The organism is Ligilactobacillus sp. LYQ139 (assembly GCF_045033025.1).
Classification (GTDB): domain Bacteria; phylum Bacillota; class Bacilli; order Lactobacillales; family Lactobacillaceae; genus Ligilactobacillus.
In genome coordinates, this window is the sequence record NZ_JBJFZW010000003.1 from 178,516 (window position 1) to 195,982 (window position 17,467).

13 protein-coding genes and 1 rRNA gene are annotated in these 17,467 nt (G+C 45.9%); 11 read left to right on the plus strand and 3 right to left on the minus strand.

Annotation, left to right across the window (positions count from 1 at the left end; all coding sequences use genetic code 11):
- The first annotated feature begins 13 nt into the window (after positions 1-13).
- From ACI3E1_RS04360 to ACI3E1_RS04370, 3 genes are all read left to right on the plus strand, one after another.
- Entirely contained in the window at positions 14-529 is a 516-nt protein-coding gene (locus ACI3E1_RS04360; protein ID WP_405024437.1) for a GtrA family protein, read from the plus strand.
- Positions 530-545: 16 nt separating this feature from the next.
- Positions 546-1,562, plus strand: coding sequence for a glycosyltransferase family 2 protein (locus ACI3E1_RS04365; RefSeq protein WP_405024438.1), 1,017 nt, complete (start codon positions 546-548; stop codon positions 1,560-1,562).
- A gap of 108 nt (positions 1,563-1,670) precedes the next feature.
- The gene (locus tag ACI3E1_RS04370; protein ID WP_405024439.1) at positions 1,671-4,607 is read left to right on the plus strand and encodes a glycoside hydrolase family 3 C-terminal domain-containing protein; all 2,937 of its coding nucleotides are present in this window, start codon (positions 1,671-1,673) and stop codon (positions 4,605-4,607) included.
- Positions 4,608-4,854: 247 nt separating this feature from the next.
- On the opposite strand, the gene ACI3E1_RS04375 is transcribed toward ACI3E1_RS04370, so the two are convergent.
- From ACI3E1_RS04375 to ACI3E1_RS04385, 3 genes are all read right to left on the minus strand, one after another.
- The gene (locus ACI3E1_RS04375) at positions 4,855-6,075 is read right to left on the minus strand and encodes a MucBP domain-containing protein (protein WP_405024440.1); all 1,221 of its coding nucleotides are present in this window, start codon (positions 6,073-6,075) and stop codon (positions 4,855-4,857) included.
- 232 nt (positions 6,076-6,307) lie between these two features.
- Entirely contained in the window at positions 6,308-6,583 is a 276-nt protein-coding gene (locus ACI3E1_RS04380) for a DUF1827 family protein (RefSeq protein ID WP_405024441.1), read from the minus strand.
- Between the two features lie 106 nt (positions 6,584-6,689).
- Complete coding sequence (locus ACI3E1_RS04385; RefSeq protein WP_405024442.1) at positions 6,690-8,879, minus strand: AAA family ATPase; 2,190 nt, start codon at positions 8,877-8,879, stop codon at positions 6,690-6,692.
- Positions 8,880-9,034: 155 nt separating this feature from the next.
- Between ACI3E1_RS04385 and ACI3E1_RS04390 the strand changes: the two genes are divergently transcribed.
- From ACI3E1_RS04390 to ACI3E1_RS04425, 8 genes are all read left to right on the plus strand, one after another.
- A complete protein-coding gene (locus tag ACI3E1_RS04390; protein ID WP_405024443.1) occupies positions 9,035-9,226 on the plus strand; it encodes a hypothetical protein in 192 nt (63 codons plus the stop codon).
- A 150-nt stretch (positions 9,227-9,376) separates the two neighbouring features.
- Positions 9,377-9,643 (plus strand): phosphocarrier protein HPr, encoded by a 267-nt coding sequence (locus ACI3E1_RS04395; protein ID WP_283582203.1) that lies wholly within the window; start codon positions 9,377-9,379, stop codon positions 9,641-9,643.
- Positions 9,643-11,361 (plus strand): phosphoenolpyruvate--protein phosphotransferase, encoded by a 1,719-nt coding sequence (gene ptsP, locus ACI3E1_RS04400; protein WP_405024444.1) that lies wholly within the window; start codon positions 9,643-9,645, stop codon positions 11,359-11,361. The genes ACI3E1_RS04395 and ptsP overlap by 1 nt, the downstream gene beginning before the upstream one ends.
- A gap of 164 nt (positions 11,362-11,525) precedes the next feature.
- Positions 11,526-12,716 (plus strand): glycosyltransferase family 4 protein, encoded by a 1,191-nt coding sequence (locus ACI3E1_RS04405; protein WP_405024445.1) that lies wholly within the window; start codon positions 11,526-11,528, stop codon positions 12,714-12,716.
- A 14-nt stretch (positions 12,717-12,730) separates the two neighbouring features.
- Positions 12,731-13,768, plus strand: a complete 1,038-nt coding sequence (locus ACI3E1_RS04410; protein ID WP_405024446.1) for a glycosyltransferase family 4 protein — start codon at positions 12,731-12,733, stop codon at positions 13,766-13,768.
- Entirely contained in the window at positions 13,752-14,777 is a 1,026-nt protein-coding gene (locus ACI3E1_RS04415; RefSeq protein WP_405024447.1) for a YbhN family protein, read from the plus strand. The genes ACI3E1_RS04410 and ACI3E1_RS04415 overlap by 17 nt, the downstream gene beginning before the upstream one ends.
- A gap of 115 nt (positions 14,778-14,892) precedes the next feature.
- Entirely contained in the window at positions 14,893-17,004 is a 2,112-nt protein-coding gene (locus tag ACI3E1_RS04420; RefSeq protein ID WP_405024448.1) for an LTA synthase family protein, read from the plus strand.
- A 352-nt stretch (positions 17,005-17,356) separates the two neighbouring features.
- Positions 17,357-17,467: ribosomal RNA gene (locus tag ACI3E1_RS04425) — 16S ribosomal RNA — on the plus strand; the annotation flags it as partial.

Below are 17,467 nucleotides of genomic sequence, written 5' to 3' on the forward strand. Positions count from 1 at the left end.
GGGGATGTTTTTAATGAAAGAATCAATTAGTAATAAGGGCCACGGGTTAGTTGCCTTATTTAAGGCTTTTAAGAATAAGTACCCAAATATATATGAATTTATCCTCTTCAATATTATGAGTAATGTTGCCACAATTACTAACTTTTGTGTATTGTGGTTAAGTACATTGCTGCTGTTTAGGGGATTAACGAGCCCATTTGATTGGTGGATTTTCCACTATAGTCCGGCGCAGGGAGGATTAGGCGGCTTTTTAAGCTTTCTGCTTGCCTATGTTTGTGCGCAGATTGTTAATTTTTTCGTTCAGCGTAAGATTGTCTTTGGTGCCCAGATACAGATTAGAAGGGTTATCGGATGGTATATCCTTACTGTGACTGTTGCGGGGCTAGTGTCTGTTTGGCTACCGCCGTACGTCATTAGTGTTCTTACGCCATATATTCATGGACTAGCAGCAACGGTTGCAAATGTATTGAACATTATTATTCAGGTAGTTATTAATTATCCAATGATGAAGTTCGTGATTATGAAATGATTTAGGAGATGGTTTTTTGAAAGACCTTTCGATTATTGTACCGTGTTACAATGCGGAGAATTATATGGAAAGGTGCATTAACTCGCTCTTAATTGGTGGTTCGCAGGTGGAAATCATCATTGTTGATGATGGTTCGAGTGACCGAACAGGAGAAATTGCAGACTATTATGCTCAAAAATTTTCTGATATTGTCCGCGTAATTCATCAACAAAATGGAGGACATGGTGCCGCTGTGACGGCGGGAGTATATGCAGCAACAGGAACGTACGTTAAAGTGGTTGATAGCGATGATTGGTTGGATGCGAAGGCGCTAGACGATGTCCTTACTTTACTTTATCGTTGGCGGCGCAACGGAATAAAGGCTGATTGTTTAATTACAAACTATATTTACGACAAGGTCAATGCACGGCATAAAAAAGTGATGGGATATCAGACGTTACCGCAAGACAGGATATTTAGTTGGGAGGACGTTCGTTTATCCATTGGCAAGTATCTCATTATGCATTCGCTAATTTATCGGCGGGCGGTTTTAGTCGATCAAGCGCACTTAGAGCTTCCTCATCATAAGTATTACGTCGATAATTTGTATGTGTACGAACCGTTGCCGTATGTCCAAACATTGTATTACCTGGATGTTAATTTATACCATTACTTTATTGGGCGTGATGACCAGTCGGTTAATGAACGGGTTATGTTACAACGAATCGATGAACAGCTTTTCGTTAATAAACGAATGATTGACTATTATTCACGGGTAGTCGGAAGTATCGATAGAGCATTGGGTCAATATATGGAACGGTATTTAGAAATTATTACCACGATTTCATCGGTATTACTACTCAAGGAAAACTCACCGCAAAGTATTCGACTTAGAGATGACTTGTGGCATACGATTTATGCCGCTGACGAGCAATTATATGAACGCCTTCGTTCAGGAGTATTTGGAAAAGTTGTTAATACGAACGGACGAATAGGTCGTCAGGTGGCTATTGGAACGTATAAGATTGCACAGCGGTTGTATGGTTTTAATTAAGACTACAAATTACGCAGATAAATAGACATCTTATGAAAAAGGAATGTTTTTTGGATGGCTTTTTGTAGAATCAATAATGAAAGCGCTTAATATAAGGGGGGATTTCCTATGAAGGAGCATAAAGCGCGAAGTTTAGTTATTACGCTTGCTGGAATTGCAGTAGCGTTGTTAGTGGTTATTGGCGGTGGTTGGTTAATAATCCAAAATTTACTTAAAGCGGGAGTAGTCCAACTTAGTGACATCACAACGGTCGTTACAAAAGCTGGGCCGTACTTCATTCCACTTGGCATTTTATTTATTTTAATCATTATTGGAATTATTGCATTTTTCAAAAAAAGTGCGCGGTTTAATTTCATGTTTAAGTGGCAATCATTAATGGCCTTCCTTACAGCGTTAGGTTTAACCCTTAACGTTGTTGTCTTCGGCCCGTTAGCGGGATTAATGAATTGTAATTTCGTTCAAGTTGGGAAGGTTAACGCACAAACTGTTCGGCAGGGAGAGCGGGTGTCTTCTGATGTTGCCGATCAGGGGATTGTTCTTTTGAAAAATAAGGATAATTTCTTACCGCTGAAGAACCAAAAGAAGGTAAATGTCTTTGGGTGGGCATCGACGAATCCGGTTTACGATGGCTCTGGTTCAGGGCAGATCAGTGGCGGAAAAATGGTGAATATTTATGATAGCCTTCATGCGGCTGGTTTCGAGACGAATAACCACCTTGAGCGATTTTACCAGCATTACCGGAAGACCCGGCCGGTAATCTCAATGTCTAAGCAGGACTGGACGTTACCTGAGCCCAAAACGAGTTCCTATTCTACAAGCATGATGAATCATGCGCGGAAGTATTCGGACACTGCTGTGGTTGTGATCGCACGTTCAGGCGGTGAAGGAGCAGACCTTCCAAAGGATATGGGGAATCTGCCAAAGAGTGCGAAGTACGCCGGAAATAAGGGCGACTTTAAGAAAGGCGATACGTATTTACAGTTATCGCAAACAGAGAAGAATATGCTAGCGATGGTAAACCGCAACTTCAAGAACGTAGTGGTTGTGGTTAATTCAGCTAATCCCATGGAGTTAGGTTTTCTAAACCAGTATGACCATATTAAAGGTGCCGTTCAGGTTGCTGGGCCAGGAGCGCATGGGTTTACGGCATTAGGAAAGGTGTTGTCAGGAAAAGTTGATCCGTCAGGACGGACGGTTGATACGTATGTTTATGACTTAAAGAAAACACCGACCTTTAATAATTTTGGTGATTTCCACTTTGCAAATGATCCTAAATTAAGTTACGTGCGGTACGTGGAAAATATTTATGATGGTTACAAATTTTATGAGACTTACTACTTAAATAACCAAGATGGTTATAAAAAAGCAGTGCAGTACCCATTTGGTTACGGCTTAAGTTACACAAAATTTAATCAGCAGATGAGTAACCTAAAGACTGATGATAAGGGGAACGTCTCGTTTACTGTTACTGTTAAGAATACCGGGAAGGTTTCAGGACGCGATGTTGTTCAAGTATACTACACTGCGCCGTACACTAATGGTGGAATTGAAAAGGCAGCCACAAACCTACTCAACTTTGCGAAGACAAAGAACTTAAAACCAGGAGAGTCGCAAACGATACGGTTCCACTTTAACCGGCAGCAAATGGCATCATATGATGAAAGCAACGGCGGGGCGTATGTGCTGGATCCTGGAAAGTACCAAATTCAGCTCAAGAATAACGCGCACGATGTCATTGCCTCTAAGGATTATATGATTAATCAACCGATTCGTTATGCCGGCAAGAATAAGATGACTACTGATAAGCGCGCAGCCCATAACGAATTTCAGGACGCAGAAGGTAAGCAGTTAAATATTACTTATCTGAGCCGGAAAGATAACTTTGCTAATTACTCCCAGGCGACAGCTGCCCCGGGAAAGGTGAATGCAACGCCGGATATCATTCACCATGCTACGGTTGGAAATAATAATCCATTGCCAAAAGCCGGCAAAACAACCATGCCAGCAATGAACAAGAAAGAAAATATTGAGCTTGTCGATTTACGGGGGAAGAGTTATAACGACCCACGGTGGCAGAAGTTAATTAGTAAGTTATCAGTTAAGGATATGGCCAAATTAATTGGTACTGGCGGATACCAGACTATTGCTAACCGTAAGATCGGGAAGGTCCACACGAACGATTTTGATGGCCCAGCCGGATTTAGTAGTTTCTTTGCGAAGAACATGAATACTACGGGTTTTCCAGTTGAGACGATGATCGGGGAAACATGGAATAAACGAATTGCCCGGCAAATTGGGCAAACAGCCGGGAAGGAAGGAAAAGAAATTGGTCTCAATGGATGGTACGCACCGTCGATGGACTTACACCGGAGTGCCTTCGGTGGCCGGGATTTTGAATACTATTCTGAGGATGGTACCTTGTCTGGCTACATGGCAGCTAATACGGTTAAGGGTGCTCGTCAGTCAGGAGTTTACCCGTACATTAAACATTTTGCGATGAACGAGCAAGAGACGAACCGGATGGCCAATTTAACAGAATGGGCAACTGAGCAAGATATTCGGGAGAATAACTTGCGCCCGTTCAAGATGGCAGTAGAGAAGGGGCATGCTGATGCCGCCATGAACGCCTTTAACTTTATCGGCGATAAGTGGTGCGGCGAGAATAGTCATTTGCTTAACAACGTTCTACGGAGCGAGTGGGGTTTTCACGGACTAGTATGTACAGATTACTTTGTTCAGATCCCCGGAGGCTTTATGAATGCATCTAAGGCTGTAATGAACGGAACGGATCTGATGTTGGCTCCTAGTGGAACAAACTTATCAGGGACAAGCAATCCAAAGGTTGTTCGGCAAATGCAACGGGCAACGCACAACATTCTGTACACCGTGGTTAACAGTAATGCGTATGCTCATTACCATAAGGGGCAAAGCTTGCTACTTCCTTGGGAGCACAAAGTAATTGATGTTGATATTGCTGCGGTAATTATTTTGTTACTTGCAGAAGGATTAATTGTATTTGCTTACCGGAAAAAGTACGTGGCGTAGTGCTCTAGCTACAACGAAACCAAGTAAATAGGAAAATTTTGAGTAAAGAGGGACGTTTCGGCGGAAATTTCGCCGAAACGTCTTTTTTAGGTTTAACTCTGGATGGCAGTGTTCCTGGTAATTTCTCTTAGATTCGGAACTAGCCTTTAGGTGAGTATCACTTATTATTAAAAAATTAAGCCACTTGTTGGAAGGGATTAATAAAACACCTCATTGGGGAGATTCACGTTATCTCCCCAACAAGGTGTTAGTTGTGCTGTTCAATTGCCTGCTTTTCTTTTGCCGAAAGGTTATGCAAGGCTTTTGTGTACTGGCGCGGAATCCATCCGCGGTCGTCTACCTGGTACCAGATCATATTCTCAGTGCGGACGCTTCCAGTGATAATGACCGGCGTTCCGTGGGTAATCTCATCAATTCGGTGGCCAAACGGCTGGTCATATAGCGCCGCTTTCTTTCCCGGAACAAAGTCAATGCGGGCATAATCGTGGTACTGGTTAGTAAACGTGTTTTCAGTTGTCCGGCTTGGGTGTAACCATGCTGGCATGGCAGGACGGGTAACCGAAGTGACCTGATCGTTGGTTTGTTCGATCCAAATATTTCCGCCCATGCAACACCATACTTGGTGATTGGTGAGGGTGACCGTCTCGTAAACGTGCCAGATGGTCCCCTTAACGAGGGTAATCCCAACGGGCTCACCCGCCGGACTATCATAGCACGGAACGAATGCGTCCATCTGGAGGTCCCGCGGATCATAGTTAACCGTTTGCCAGTCTGCCCGTCGGTAGAGGTAGGTAACAGTTTGCTGTTCCTCAGTAAACTGACCTCGTGCCGGACCATCCGCCCGAATCAGGTTGTAGTGATCAATAAACGGAGAACTCAGGTTATACTGAGCGTGCAACTTTCCGTTAATAAACCGCGGGTAGGCCAGAAGGTTGAGTTCGTCAATATCGCGGCAAAACATCCATACTTGCCCACCATTTTGTCGCCGGTATGTGAGCGTCATGGTACCATACGGATCGACAAACGAACTCACAAACCCCGTAATGTGAATCAAATCATAGCCCGCAAACTCGCGGAACTGGAGGCGCAAAGGGGCACCGAGCCGACCATGAATAACCTGGGGTGCCGCCATGCTTTTTTGATGCTCATCCTGGTAAATAATTACCAGCGTAGCGTCTGGTGCATCCCGGCGCACTTCCGGCTTGGCGGGTTGGTTTTGGTGTTGTTCTTTTTGGACTGGGTAAAAACGTTCAATGGGGGCGCTCACTGGTATCTGATTAGTAACCACCTGACGTCCACTTAGTGGTGTTGGCCGGGCCACAGTGGAATTTGAAATTGATGAAATGTCAGAAATTCCGGTTTCGCGGCTTACCTGGTGGAACCGTCGTTGGGAACCAGCGGGGGACTTCCGCTGTTGTCGCCGGAAATTAAAGCTCCGGCGTTTTTTATGAAATAACCGCGCCACCATCAGGGCACCTCCGTTCGTCAGTAATACTTAATTGTTATTATACAATAAAAAAGAGGACGTGCCAAAACGAAGAAACGGCTGTGTGAAAGTAGTATACCGAGCGTATTCCTTAGCACAACTTCGGTGGTCTTAGCTCGTTTGTTTTGGCACCAGCTATTCGGAAAAACAAACGAGGTTAAAACTGCTGTTCTAACCTCGTTTGTTGTAATTTTAGTTTTACTAGAAGTGGTGGTCATGCGTACCGCTTTGCCGTTAACGTGGTCGTTGCGCCTTTTTGGGAAACCACTGGGGTTTTGGTTGGGAAAAGGTGCCGGTGCACATGTGCCAGTTCTGCGGGCGTAACGGGGCGGTGATGGTTAGTAATTGTCACCGTATCAGTCGTCATCCCGCACCGGTGGGTGACCAGTGAATTTCCCAGGGTGTAAATTTGGATAAACCGTAGGGGGGTGATAACCAGTTCACGGTGAATCTGGTCAGCGTAGTTGTTGGTTACGTTAACTAGGTGCATCGTGTGTCCTCCTTGTATGTGATTAATCGTAGTATAACGAAACCAGGCAGTTAAGTTAAAGCCTAACTGCCTGATTTATAAAAATACTAAACTTTCTTCTGAATTCTTAAGCGGTTGGTTTTTGAGCGGTTTCTTTTGAATCATCGCTTCCAATTACAATTTGATCATCCTTAAGCCGGGCGACAAACTGCTTGGTCTTCGGGTGTTCAAGGTAGTAGTCAGCAACCTGATCCTCAATTTGTTCTTGGATTACCCGCCGGAGTGGCCGGGCCCCCATCTTAGGATCATATCCGAGTTCAACCAGCTTGTCCTGAACCGGAGCGGTTACGTGGATTGATAATCCTTGCTGTGCCAGCATGCCGTTGACGGTGGTCAGCATTAGGTTAACGATCTGCTTTAAATCATCCTGGGAAAGCGGCTTAAACTCCACGATGTCGTCAAACCGGTTAAGAAACTCAGGCTTAAAGTAGTTGGTTAACTTATCAATTACGGAGTGGGTGGTCCCGTTGCTTGCGGCGCCAAAGCCTACGCTCGTGACGGAGTCGCCACTGCCGGCGTTACTTGTCATGATGATAATTGTATCCTTGAAGCTAACGGTTCGTCCCTGTGAATCGGTTAGCCGTCCATCGTCAAGGATTTGTAAGAACATGTGCATGACGTCCGGGTGGGCTTTTTCCACTTCATCCAGGAGAATTAGGCTGTATGGGTGCCGCCGCACCTGCTCGGTTAACTGACCGGCTTCTTCGTAACCAACGTATCCCGGAGCCGCTCCGATTAATTTGGAAACGGAGTATTTTTCCATGTATTCACTCATGTCAAAGCGAATCATAGCGTCAGTCGTACCGAAGAGTTCCCGCGCTAACTGCTTAGCGGTCTCCGTTTTACCAACTCCGGTTGGCCCGACAAAGAGGAAAGAACCGATTGGCCGCCCAGACTTGTTAAACCCAATCCGGTTTCGCCGAATAGCCCGGGCAACCTTGTCAACGGCTTCATTTTGACCAATAACATGGCTTTCAAGGGAAGCAGCAAGGTTTTTAAGCTGGGCTTGTTCCTTCTCTTTAAGTTCACCTACTGGAATTTCCGTTTTCTCTTCGACAATCTTTTCCATGTCTTGTTCGGTAACCGTTGGGGCGGTTTCACTAGCTTGACTATCCGCTTTCATCCGGTTATACTTCGTGACCTGATCACGATAGTAAGCAGCCTTTTCGTAGTCTTCCTTATTAAGGGCAGCCTGCTTTTGTTCCTCTGCGTTTTTGATTTTATCGTCCAGGGTTTGGGGATCAACCGCATCAATCGTTAAGTTCTTTCTGGAACCTGCTTCATCGATCAGGTCAATGGCTTTATCTGGGAGAAAACGGTCCTGGATATACCTGTCAGACAGCAGTACGGCGGCCTTCAGGGCGTTGTCGGTGTACTTTACGTGGTGGTACGCTTCGTATTTACTTTGAATTCCCTTAAGGATGCGGAAGGTTTCTTCCGTGCTTGGCTCATCCACTTGGACGGGTTGGAGACGCCGGGCAAGAGCAGCGTCCTTCTCAATGGTTCGGAATTCGTTGAGGGTTGTTGCTCCCACTAACTGAAATTCTCCACGAGCGAGGGCGGGTTTTAAGACGTTACCGGCGTCCATGCCTCCTTCGGCATTGCCGGCGCCCACGATTTCGTGAATCTCATCAATAAAGAGGATCGTGTCCTTACTTTGCTTTAGTTCCTGCATTAATTGCTGCATCCGCTGCTCAAACTGTCCCCGCACGCCGGTTCCCTGAACAAGGGAAACAACATCAAGGCGAATAACCTTTTTATTAAGCAGCTTTTGGGGAACGTCACCGTCGACAATTTTTTGGGCGAGACCCTCAACAACAGCCGTCTTTCCAACCCCGGCTTCCCCAATTAGAACGGGGTTATTTTTCGTTCGCCGGTTTAAAATTTCAATGACCCGTTTGATTTCTTGATCACGGCCAATTACCGGGTCAATATTTCCCTTCCGCGCTTCTGCGGTGAGATCCAACCCGTACTGGTCAAGAATCGAACCGCCGTTATTACCACCCTGGTTAGGGTTAGTTTGTGGTCCTCCATGGGATTGGTTGCTACCTCGTTGGTTAGTGGCGGCCATTGACCGGAAGAAATCATCGAGGGAGCTGAAACCAAACGGATCCTGTTGACCATTACTATTACGGTTCGTTTGTTGTTTTAGTTGCTGGTAGCATGACTGGCACAGGTTAAGGGCTGTTTGCCGGCCGTTAACATTCGCTGTTAGGTGGATTGTTGCTGGATTTTGATGACAATTTTGGCACAACATATGATTCACAACCTTTCATTAAGAACGAATTAGTCAGTTAGTCTTTTGACCAACTTTGACCTTTATTCCAATTATACTGATTTTCCTTTTAAACGCAAGGGGGGTATCCTAAAGGGGTGGAATGTACAATTGTTAGAAATGAGGTGGACTATACAATGAAGGATTATAAAAATTTGCTAGAACAGCTTCGCCAGGGGGCGGTTTCTGAATTAACCGTTACGTCAGAGGAATTCATGGACTTTCAGCCGGTTTTGATGAAATACCGGTACAGGAAGAGCATCGTTGGCAAGGCGCAAAAGGGTGGTGCGGTGGTTTACCATTTTGACGGGAAACAAACAATCAATTAATGGGAAAGAGAAGCCAATGAAAGCCTTGTCGTTAAAATAATTTTATGTTATCATCATTGGCGGTAGGTCTGCCGCATAAATGTAAGCGTGTACTTATTGATGTGTGGTGCCTGTGCCTTGAATATATCCATATAAAGGAGATTGTTAGTTATGGAAAAGAAAGACTTTCATGTTACAGCTGAAACTGGGATTCACGCTCGTCCTGCTACCCTGTTAGTCCAGGCAGCAAGCAAGTTTAACTCAGACATTACTCTGTCATATCAAGACAAGTCAGTTAACTTAAAGTCTATTATGGGTGTAATGTCACTTGGTGTTGGTCAGGGGGCTGACGTAACGATTACGGCTGATGGTGCTGATGAAGCTGACGCTATTAAGGCTATTGCTGACACGATGACAAAGGAAGGGCTTGCTGAGTAATGACGAAGACACTGAAGGGAATCGCCGCAAGTGATGGAATTGCCGTTGCTAAGGCGTACATGCTCGTTCAGCCTGACCTGTCATTTGAAGAAAAGAATATCAGTGATGCCAATGCTGAAATCAAACGGCTTCATGATGCGGTTGATGCATCCAAGAAGGAGCTTGAGATTATCAAGCAAAAGGCAACGGAAAACCTCGGTGAGGATGAAGCCGAGGTTTTCGAAGCTCACCTGACGATTCTTTCTGATCCGGAAATGCTGGGCCAGATTGAAGATAAGATTAAAAACGATAAGGTTAACGCTGAAGCAGCCTTAAAGGCCGTAACTGATATGTTTATTCAGATGTTTGAGGCGATGACCGATAATGCCTATATGCAGGAACGGGCTGGGGATGTACGGGACGTTACTAAGCGGGTTATGAGTCACCTGCTCGGAGTAACACTGCCAAACCCTGCTCTAATTGACGAAGAAGTCGTTATCGTTGCGCATGATTTAACGCCGTCTGATACGGCTCAGTTGGACCGGAAGTACGTTAAGGGCTTCATTACTGATATTGGTGGGCGGACGTCCCACTCAGCAATCATGTCACGGACATTGGAAATCCCGGCGGTAGTTGGTTCAGAAACGGCTACGCAGGATATTAAAGCGGATGACATTGTTGCCTTAGACGGAATTGACGGGGTTGCGCTCGTTAACCCGACAGATGCTGAAGTTGCTGATTATCAGCAGAAGGCGAAGGACTATGCTGCCCAGAAGGTTGAATGGGAAAAGTTAAAGAACGCACAGTCAGTGACGGCAGACGGCAAGAAGGTCCTGATTGGGGCAAACATCGGGACCCCGAATGATGTTGAAGGGGCTAATGATAATGGGGCCGAAGCTGTTGGGCTGTTCCGGTCAGAGTTTCTTTACATGGATTCAAGCGAGTTGCCAACCGAAGATGAGCAGTTTGAGGCGTACAAGCAGGCCGTTGAAGGTATGCGCGGCAAACAAGTTGTCGTCCGGACGATGGACATTGGCGGTGACAAGCACTTGCCATACCTTGAACTTCCAGAAGAACAAAATCCGTTCTTAGGTTACCGGGCAATCCGGATTTCACTAGACCAACAGAAAATTTTCCGGACGCAGTTGCGGGCACTGTTGCGGGCATCTCACTACGGCAAACTGGCCGTTATGTTCCCGATGATTGCGACGGTCCAGGAATTCAAGGACGCTAAGGCCATCTTTGAAGAGGAGAAGGCTAAACTGGTTGCTGATGGGGTTCCGGTGGCGGATGACATCGAAGTCGGAATGATGATGGAGATTCCAGCTGCTGCTTTGATTGCTGATAAGTTAGCGAAGTACGCGGACTTCTTTAGTATTGGAACCAACGACTTGATTCAGTACTCAATGGCTGCTGATCGGGGAAACGAACGCGTTTCTTACCTGTACCAGCCGTATAACCCATCAATCCTACGCCTGGTTAAGCACATCATCGAATCTTCTCACAAGGAAGGTAAGTGGACCGGGATGTGTGGTGAGATGGCGGGCGACCAAATTGCGGTGCCGTTGCTTGTTGGCTTAGGGTTAGATGAATTTTCAATGAGTGCAACGTCAATTCTGAAGACACGGAGTTTAATTAAGAAGTTGGATTCAACGAAGATGAGTGAGTTAGCTGCGAAGGCGGTTGACTGCGAAACGACCGACGAAGTTGTTGCCCTGGTAAAGGACTACACAAAGTAGGGTTAACTAAGTGAATGTGGAAGCTTGGCTGGTGCCAAGCTTTTTTATTATTTAAGGGATTAGCGCGCGGATTTGCGGCACGGGATTGATAAAATGTTGCGTGGATTGCATGGAATTCATATAATTGATAGTAACTATTGATTTGTCAGGAAGGGGGGACGCTCGTGAAGGTTGGAATTTTCACGGATACCTATTACCCGCAAGTAAGTGGGGTTGCCACGTCGATTAAAACGTTAAAGAAGCAACTTGAGCGGCAAGGGCATACCGTCTACATCTTCACTACAACGGACCCAAACGTTGATAAGAATGTCTACGAACGGAATATCTTCCGGTTTACGAGTATTCCGTTTATTTCGTTTACCGAGCGGCGAATCGCGGTGCGGGGATTATTTCACGCATACCAGGTGGCGAAGAGACTCCAACTGGACATCGTCCATACCCAAACGGAATTTTCTATGGGGCTCATCGGAAAATTTGTGGCGCATAATCTTCGGATTCCTTGTGTGCATACCTACCACACAATGTACGAGGACTACTTGCACTACGTGGCAAACGGCAAACTGTTACGGCCGGTTCATGTCAAGCAGATGAGTAAGGTGTTTTGTGCGCATATGACGGGAATTGTTGCTCCGAGCGCGCGGGTTTTAACCACCTTACGGGGGTACGGAATAACCGAACCGATTACCGTGATTCCTACTGGAGTTGACCTGGAACGGTACCAGGAGGACGGGACCGTTGCGCGGCAACGGCTGCGGCAACAGTATGGACTTACGTCAGATACGCCGGTAATCTTAACGTTGAGTCGGTTAGCGCTTGAAAAGCATATTGATCGGTTAATTGCGGCGTTACCGCAAATTAAGGCGGCGGTTCCAGGAGTGAAATTAATGGTGTGTGGTGACGGCCCAGCGCGGGACGACCTGGAAACGCAGGTTGCAGCCCTTGGCGTGCAACAAGATGTCATTTTTACCGGCGAAATCCGGCATGCTGCGGTGGCGGATTACTACCACGCAGCCGATTTGTTTGTCTCAACATCGGAATCGGAATCGCAGGGGCTAACATACATTGAAGCACTGGCGGCCGGGCTTCAAGTAATTGCCACGCATAGTCCGTATACCGATCAGTTATTGGATAATCCTGCCTTGGGAGTTCCGGTTGCGGGTCAGGACGAATTAGTTGCGGCTGTGCACCGGTACATGATGGGAGCAGCACCCCAAATGACGCCGGAAATCCTAAAACCAAAGTTAGCAATGATTTCGGCTGACCATTTTGGGGAACAAATCGTTGCTTTTTACCGGCAGGCGCTTGCGCAACCGGCCATTACTCCGGTTCGTTCCCGCCATAACGCCAATTCGTAATGGGGGATGAATGAATGATCCACGTAAACATGTTGTCATCGGCCACGCGGGTGAAAGGTCAGGGAGTCGGAAGCGCGTATACCGAGCTGGTTCGGCTGTTACGGACGTATCTTGCCGCAGATATTGCGGTGACCGAAAACGACTGGCATGCCAGTTCTATTACCCACTACCACACAGTTGATCCCCAGTTTTATTTATCAACGTTTGACCGGCGAAGGGGGCGCCTGATTGGTTACGTTCATTTTTTACCAGAAACCTTAGAGGGGAGTTTAAAGCTTCCGGGATTGATTGGAACAACGTTTGATAGGTATTTGATTAGTTTTTATAAACGGATGGACCGGTTGGTGGTGGTGAATCCCAGTTTTATTCCCCAACTTACCGCTTATGGGATTCCAGAGGAAAAGGTTCGGTATATTCCGAATTTCGTTGCTAAACGAGAGTTTTATCCCGTTGATTCTAACGAAAAGAGTCGGTTACGGCGCCAGCATCAGTTGCATCCTGGCAGGTTTACCGTCTTAGGGGTCGGCCAGGTTCAGGAGCGGAAGGGTGTTGGTGATTTTATTACCCTCGCAAAGCGGCATCCGGAAATTGACTTTGTGTGGGTCGGCGGTTTTTCGTTTGGCAAGATGACGGCCGGGTACACCCGCTTAAAGGAAGTTGTTGATAGTCCTCCTGATAACCTTTTCTTTCCGGGAATTGTTGATCGGGATAAAATGCGCGAATACTATAATATGGCGGATCTTTTTTTGTTACCGTCGTACAACGAGTTGTTTCCGATGAGTATTCTTGAAGCGTTTAGCTGTGGCATTCCCGTTCTTGTCCGGGAACTTTCCCTTTATCATGATATTATCAGTGGCTTTTACGCTGGTGCTGCTGATGTTGGGGAGATGGAGCAACAGATTATGGTGCTCCGGGATAATTCGGAGCGGCTGCGTGCGCTGCGCTGTCAGGCTGAAGCGGGAGCACGACAATATTCGGAGGACCGGCTAGCGACGGTATGGCGTGATTTTTACAGAGCGGAGGCGATGGAAGCCCATGTCACGGAAAAATAAGGTCATGCTGGCCATTATGCTCGCAGTTGGGGTAGCGATTTTTGCCTTTTCTATGCGAAACGTTTCGTGGCACCTGATTGCTGGTGATATTGCCCATCTTAAGTGGGGCTGGCTCGTGGTTGCCGTGGGTTGCATGGCTCTTTCATTATTCTTAGAATCGCTTGTTGTTCACACATTAGTCCGAAATCGGGTGGCCGCCCATTTTCCGTTGCGGGATGCAATACGCATTCCGCTGGTTGAACAGTTGTTTAACGGCATTACCCCATTTGCAACGGGAGGACAACCAGCGCAGGTATTTGCTCTCCTTCAATCGGGAGTAGAAGGCGGGCAGGCGACTTCGTTGCTCCTGCTTAAATTTGTGGTGTATCAGACGATGATTGTGGTTAACTTTTTGATTTGTTTGGTTGCTGGTTTTCATTACATTGCAGATAAAATCCATGTGATGACGGTGTTAGTTATTTTTGGCTTCTTAATACACTTTGCCGTAATTGCTGGGTTGCTAATGGTAATGTACTGGTATAACTTTACGCGTAAAGCTGTCCACTGGTGCTTGTTGCCGTTGAAGTGGGTGGTAAGTGCGGAGCGGTTTAGCCGGGTTCAGGAGTACCTGACCCTTAAAATTGATAATTTTTATCAGGAAAGTTTGCGGTTGAAGGCCCAGGGAAGATTGCTCGTTAAAATTAACCTATTAACGCTGTTGCAGCTGGCAGTTTATTACGTAATCCCGTACTTCATTTTACTTGCACTCGGGGTCAGCAATGTTTCGCTGATTACGGTAATGACGATGCACGTCCTGATTGTGATTGCAACGTCGCTTTTCCCAATTCCGGGTGGCGCTGGGGGAGCGGAATTTAGTTTTACCCTTGTCTTCTCGACCTTCATGGCAAGTCACACTAAATTAATCTTGGCAATGATTCTGTGGCGGTTAATTACGTATTACCTGGGGATGTTTGCAGGGATGATTGCGTTTATGGTAAAACCGCGGCGGATCACGGCTCCGGAAAATTAAGGAGACAATTAAAATTATTTGAAAATGGGGGAGGCATTAGAAAAGATGCCTCTTTTTGTTTATAATTGACTGGTATTCACAGTTTTTCAATTACTTTGAATTGGAGGCAATCACATTGCGTTCATTAGTTAAGAAGGTTCGTGATAAGCTGAGTACGCGTCTGGGTTTCTTTACCATGGTGGTTTCCCTGTTTTGGATTACGTCGTACGTTGCTTACTGGACTGAGTTTAACCTGGGGGTATCCGATCCAATGCAGCAGTTCTTGCTGGTATTGAATCCCATTCCCTTTGCGCTGATTCTGTTTGGAATTGCACTCTTCTTTCGGGGGAAATGGTCGTACTGGATTATGTTGGTGATTGACTGGATTGAGTCAATCTGGTTATTTGCCAATATTGAGTACTACCGGGAATTCTCCGATTTTATCACGATGGGGGTTATTAAATCTGCGGGGGCAGTTTCTAATAACCTTGGACTAAGCATTAGCAAAATTATCCGGCCGTATGACTTCTTTGTATTCATCGGCGTGATTGTGCTAACGATTTTGGTAGTAACAAAGGCTATTAAAGTTGATAACCGTCCTGTTCGGTGGCGGCAGGGAATTATTAGTGTACTTGCGGGGGCGGTGTTATTTTCCATCGACCTGGGATGCGCGTACAAGGATCGGCCGCAGCTATTAGGGCGGACGTTTGATAACAACTACATTGTTAAGTATCTTGGAATGAACTTCTACGCCGGATATAACGCCTACACGACGCACCGGCAAACGGTAACACGAGAACGGGCATCAAGGAAGGATCTCAAGAAGGTTCGGAAGTACACGGAGTCCCGGTACTTACCGCCGAACGTACAGTACTTTGGTAAGGAACGGGGTAAAAACGTGTTCGTGTTCCACCTGGAAAGTTTTCAGCAGTTCTTAATTGACTATAAGGTTAACGGGCGTGAAGTAACGCCCAACATTAATAAGTTCTACCATGATCAGCATACGCTTTCGTTTGACAACTTTTTTAATCAGGTTGGTCAGGGGAAGACGTCTGACGCTGAAACAATGCTAGAGAATTCATTGTACGGATTGCCTTCCGGTTCAGTAATGACTGAATACGGTGGGTCCAATACTTTTGATGCGGTTCCGGCAATCTTGGACCAGCACGGATACGCAACTGCTTCCTTCCACGGGGACGTGGGAAGTTTTTGGAACCGGGTAAATACGTATAAGGCTTGGGGGTACCAATACTTCTTTGATAAGAGCTACTATACCGACCGGAAGGGTTATGATATTGGGTATGGGCTGAAGGATAAGATTTTTCTGAAAGAAGAATCCCAGTACATTGAACAGTTACCACAACCGTTCTACGCCAAGATTATTACTTTGACGAACCATTACCCGTATGAGTTGGATAAGAAGAACGCATCGATTCCCAAGACAACAACCGGGGATGATACCGTTGACGGGTACGTTCAGACGGCGCACTATTTGGACCAGGCGTTTGGTGAATGGATTAGCTACTTAAAGAAGACGGGATTGTATAAGAATTCTGTGATTGTTGTTTACGGGGACCATTACGGAATTTCGAATAACCATAAGAAGCCAATTGCACAGTTATTAGGGAAGAAGAGCGTAACACCATATGACCTCGCGATGTTTCAGAAGGTACCGTTTATGATTCATGCTGAGAACCTTAAGGGGGGCATTAATCATACGTATGGTGGTGAAATCGATGTAATGCCAACGTTGCTGGATCTGCTAGGAATTCATGACAGGCAGTACATTATGTTTGGCCAAGATCTTCTTAACCCACAACATGATCAAACGATTGCGTTCCGGGATGGGGATTTTGTTTCACCAACTTATTCAAAGATTGGTAGCCGAATTTACAATAATCAGGGTCAGGTCGTAAATGATAAGTTGACGGCTGCCGAAAAGAAGCGGGTCGCTGAAATGCAAGAGGATGTTAATAAGCAGTTGACGTACTCTGATAAGGTCGTTTTAGGTGACCTATTACGGTTCTACCATCCGAAAGGCTTCAAGCAAGTTAATAAGGCTGATTACGCCTATAACTACGCTAAAGCAATGTCTGAGTTGCGGGAGAATAACAAGAAGCATCCAACGAGTTTGAAGGACAAGAACCACGGGGAAACGTTGGTTAATGACTTTTCAACGGATGCGCCTGAATTGAAGGGCTTAGATAATAATCAGATTTATAAGAATTGGGATAACGGGCAGAATTAGGTTGCCAGTTATGATTAATACACCGGTTTTGTCCGGGAGTTCTTTTATGAACTTACCGGATGAAACCGGTGTTTTGGTGTGGTTAATAAAAAGAAACGTGGAACGCAAAAAGTTGTTGACGATTATCAGATTGGCTGGTAAGATAATAACCGTTGCGAATGAGTGGCTGACCGTTATTAATTGGGACTTGACGCACGGGTTCTTTTCTCGCTATAATAGGTTAGTCGCTTGGGCGACGGTAGATCTTTGAAAACTGAACACAGTATCGACGAATTAAATGTGTAGGGCTCTTTTGAGCAACATAATTTAACGAAGTCAAACTTCGCTAGTAATAAATAATGAGTCACGAATTCAAAATGAGAGTTTGATCCTGGCTCAGGACGAACGCTGGCGGCGTGCCTAATACATGCAAGTCGAACGCGAAACCTTTACACCGAGTGCTTGCACTCACCGTAAAGGATTC

Excerpts from the sequence above, each read along its gene's own strand:
- ACI3E1_RS04360 (WP_405024437.1), top strand. The coding sequence starts at position 14 with ATGAAAGAATCAATTAGTAATAAGGGCCACGGGTTAGTTGCCTTATTT.
- ACI3E1_RS04370 (WP_405024439.1), top strand. The coding sequence starts at position 1,671 with ATGAAGGAGCATAAAGCGCGAAGTTTAGTTATTACGCTTGCTGGAATT.
- ACI3E1_RS04375 (WP_405024440.1), bottom strand. The coding sequence starts at position 6,075 with ATGGTGGCGCGGTTATTTCATAAAAAACGCCGGAGCTTTAATTTCCGG.
- ACI3E1_RS04380 (WP_405024441.1), bottom strand. The coding sequence starts at position 6,583 with ATGCACCTAGTTAACGTAACCAACAACTACGCTGACCAGATTCACCGT.
- ACI3E1_RS04385 (WP_405024442.1), bottom strand. The coding sequence starts at position 8,879 with ATGTTGTGCCAAAATTGTCATCAAAATCCAGCAACAATCCACCTAACA.
- ACI3E1_RS04390 (WP_405024443.1), top strand. The coding sequence starts at position 9,035 with ATGAAGGATTATAAAAATTTGCTAGAACAGCTTCGCCAGGGGGCGGTT.
- ACI3E1_RS04395 (WP_283582203.1), top strand. The coding sequence starts at position 9,377 with ATGGAAAAGAAAGACTTTCATGTTACAGCTGAAACTGGGATTCACGCT.
- ptsP (WP_405024444.1), top strand. The coding sequence starts at position 9,643 with ATGACGAAGACACTGAAGGGAATCGCCGCAAGTGATGGAATTGCCGTT.
- ACI3E1_RS04410 (WP_405024446.1), top strand. The coding sequence starts at position 12,731 with ATGATCCACGTAAACATGTTGTCATCGGCCACGCGGGTGAAAGGTCAG.
- ACI3E1_RS04415 (WP_405024447.1), top strand. The coding sequence starts at position 13,752 with ATGTCACGGAAAAATAAGGTCATGCTGGCCATTATGCTCGCAGTTGGG.